The sequence below is a fragment of the Vibrio sp. 10N.261.52.A1 genome (assembly GCF_002876325.1).
GTDB lineage: Bacteria > Pseudomonadota > Gammaproteobacteria > Enterobacterales > Vibrionaceae > Vibrio > Vibrio chagasii.
The window spans coordinates 1-3,334 of the sequence record NZ_MCYD01001118.1 but is presented as its reverse complement, the minus strand read 5'-3'; the positions used below and the strand labels follow the sequence as shown (position 1 = coordinate 3,334).

At 43.0% G+C, this 3,334-nt stretch carries 4 protein-coding genes; 3 read left to right on the top strand and 1 reads right to left on the bottom strand.

Going from position 1 to position 3,334, the window contains the following annotated elements; translation table 11 throughout:
* Positions 1–85: 85 nt before the first annotated feature.
* Both BCT81_RS23975 and BCT81_RS23970 read left to right on the top strand, forming a co-directional pair.
* Positions 86–547: a YeeE/YedE family protein gene (locus tag BCT81_RS23975; RefSeq protein WP_102426093.1), complete on the top strand. Its 462-nt coding sequence runs from the start codon at positions 86–88 to the stop codon at positions 545–547.
* Complete coding sequence (locus BCT81_RS23970) at positions 547–960, top strand: YeeE/YedE family protein (protein ID WP_102426092.1); 414 nt, start codon at positions 547–549, stop codon at positions 958–960. Before BCT81_RS23975 ends, BCT81_RS23970 begins: the two co-directional genes overlap by 1 nt.
* Positions 961–1,078: 118 nt before the next feature.
* Here BCT81_RS23970 and BCT81_RS23965 read toward each other — a convergent pair whose 3' ends face one another.
* Positions 1,079–1,954 (bottom strand): endonuclease/exonuclease/phosphatase family protein, encoded by an 876-nt coding sequence (locus BCT81_RS23965; protein ID WP_102426091.1) that lies wholly within the window; start codon positions 1,952–1,954, stop codon positions 1,079–1,081.
* A gap of 303 nt (positions 1,955–2,257) precedes the next feature.
* Here BCT81_RS23965 and nrdD point away from each other — a divergent pair.
* On the top strand, positions 2,258–3,334 hold a 1,077-nt coding region (gene nrdD, locus BCT81_RS23960), incomplete at its 3' end, for an anaerobic ribonucleoside-triphosphate reductase (RefSeq protein ID WP_241908268.1).

The following is a 3,334-nucleotide window of genomic DNA, read 5'->3' as shown; positions in this document are numbered from 1 at the left end:
CATTAGCATTGACTAATTTATATTTATTAGTAAGCTCTAATTTACCGTAATGGAAAGTTATGATGTTTGTGGATAGGAGAGGTCTGTGTTGAGTTTGATTCCTTGGAATGCCTTTTTCGGCGGCATGCTGTTGGGCATGTCGGCTATTGTGTTAATGCTCGGGATTGGTCGAGTCGCTGGTATTAGCGGAATTGTCAGTCGATTATTGCCTGTTCGCATCAGTAACAAAGAAAGCAAAAGCACGGATACAGAAAAAACGGAAAAGCAATGGCGCATCGCATTTGTAGTTGGAATGGTCATAAGTGGTTGGTTGTTGATTCCTACCGGTTACCAACTCCCACAATTGGAAGAGATGAATCTCGTAGTGGTGGTTATCGCTGGTCTGTTAGTTGGATTTGGCACTAAAACAGCGAATGGTTGTACTAGTGGACATGGCATTGTAGGAATGGCGCGTTTGTCTAAGCGTTCAATTATCGCAACGTGTGTATTCATGGGTGTGGCAATAGCAACCGTGCTTATCAAGAACCTGATGGGATTGGGGGCGTAATGAAAAACTCTTCATTTGCTATTATTGTTGGTTTATTAGCTGGGATCTTGTTTGGCTCGGGTATGATCATCTCAGGTATGGTTGACCCGAACAAAGTACTTGGCTTCTTAGATGTGGCTGGCGATTGGGACATCAGCTTGGCATTCGTCATGGGCGGTGCGCTACTGGTATTCGCTCCGTTTTATCATCTAGTCATTAAAAAGCGCGCTAAAGCAATCAATGGCGAGCCGTTAGATAGCCGTAACAATCCAATAATCGACAGAAAGCTAGTTTTAGGTTCAACAGCGTTTGGACTCGGTTGGGGGCTTGCAGGCTTTTGTCCAGGGCCTGCGGTAACTAGTCTCAGTGGCGGTAACCCAACCGTGTGGGTATTTATGATAAGCATGCTGGTGGGAATGTGGCTTGCAGGTTGAACGAATAAAACCTGTTAGGGTAAACCTATCATGTGTCTAATTGGCTTGATATAAGTATTTGAGAGGTCGACTCGCTTTAACTCTATAGCCAGTCGGCCTCTTTTTAGATCTACAACAATTAATTGATGGTCGTTGAAACTGGACAGTGGTCGCTGAGTTTATAGTCCAGAACATCTTGTGTGTTGAATACTTGTTGTTTCGCAGGATCTGCGTTCAATGATTTACTTACCACAATATGATCAATAACAGAGCGGAACTGATGCGTGCGATGGTTGTTGCGGTTAGAGCGTACTTTGCAGTCTGCGCGTGTCTTTTGTGTCGCTAACTGCGCATCAGTATATTGTGTTAACTCTTTCCACATCCAATCTCGTGAGTATGCGAGGTTATGGTTAAAGTCGCCAAGAATGGCGTAGTCTTCGTTATTGCGCTCTCTTTGCTTTATCCATTTGTTCAATTGCTGAGCTTGCTCTTTTAAACGTGAGCAATCGCGGTTGGACTTATAAGCACCACTGCATCCTGCCTTTAAATGAACAGATAGCATGTGAATGGGTTTAGTCTCTGTCTTTATAACGATATAGCTAGCAAATCTAAGTTTACTGTTGGACGAGGCTTCAAGTGGAAAGTCAGCGTAGTCGGTGAGGGCTACTCCTTTTCGAACTGCAAACCCCGTGTATTGGTTCACTTTTTTAAATTGGTGGTTGCTGTTCTTAGGTAGCGCACGGTCAGACATTAAGATCTGATATTGATCACCAGCCACTCGCTGAATGGCATTTACGTCATCGACTTCTTGAAACGCAACCACATCGGCGTTTAAGGATTGAAAATAGGCTCCGAGTTGATCGAAGTCGGCTTGATCTCGTTTATCAGAAAACTTATTCACAGCCTCGTTGGTTGATAACCATTCGATATTCCAACTGGATATGGTTAAAGGTTCAGCAATTGCTTGGTTACCGATTAGGCAGCCTAACATTAACCACTTTTGTAGTCGTTTCATCCCAAATATCCCTAAATTTGTCGACCAATATTGATGAGCCGTTATCCTACAACACTTACCAAAAATTCAACTCTTTTTAGCAGTTTTTTTATTGTTACATTGTTTCTTTTCGAGTTGAGAACTAGCGTAATAATATTGAATTGATCTTAGTCAGCGTTCTCTTTTTATTGATCCAAATCAATACTCAAGTTTGGTGGTTCTCGTTAAATACGCCACAATATCTAGTGTTAGTTTAACGGTAAATCGCTCTATATAGTGTGTTTGTGGATAAGTCTGTGAATACCTCAAGAGTAAGGAGAAGTGGTGAAATCAATCGTAATCAAGCGTGATGGCTCAAGAGCTCCATTCAGTAGAGATCGCATCCAGGCTGCAGTGGAAGCAGCATCAGACAAAACCGATAAGGAAATTGCTATTTATGCATTGAATGTGGCATTAGCAGTTGAGTTGAAGCTCGAAGACTACGATGAAGTTCATATCTCTGAAATTCAAACCATGGTCGAGAATGAGCTGATGCAGGGACCATATAAGTCTTTAGCACGCGCATACATCGAATATCGTCATGATCGCGATATCGCACGTGAAAAGCAAAGCGCTTTAACTCGTGAAATCGAAGGTTTGATCGAAGAAAGCAATGTTGATCTAATCAATGAAAATGCGAACAAAGATGGCAAAGTTATCCCAACTCAGCGTGACCTGTTGGCGGGTATCGTGGCTAAACACTATGCGAAAACTCACATTTTGCCACGTGATATCGTACATGCTCACGAGTGTGGAGACATTCACTACCACGATTTAGACTACGCACCGTTCTTCCCGATGTTTAACTGTATGCTTATCGACTTGAAAGGCATGTTAACGCATGGCTTCAAGATGGGTAACGCAGAAATCGATACGCCTAAGTCTATCTCTACTGCAACGGCGGTAACTGCGCAGATCATCGCACAAGTGGCGAGCCATATTTACGGCGGTACAACGATCAACCGTATCGATGAGGTTTTAGAACCTTACGTGATGGCAAGTTACGAGAAACATTTATCGTTAGCGAAAGAGTGGGATATTCACAGCCCAGAAGCGTTTGCTATTTCTCGCACTGAGAAAGAGTGTTACGACGCATTCCAATCTCTTGAATACGAAGTAAACACACTGCACACCGCTAATGGTCAAACGCCATTCGTTACGTTCGGTTTTGGTTTAGGTGAAAGCTGGGGCTCGAAACTGATTCAGCAATCTATCTTGAAGAATCGCATTGCAGGCTTAGGTAAGAACCGTAAAACAGCCGTGTTCCCTAAACTGGTCTTTGCTATCAAAGATGGTTTGAACCACCAGCCACAAGATCCAAACTACGATATCAAGCAACTGGCACTTGAGTGTGCGTCTAAA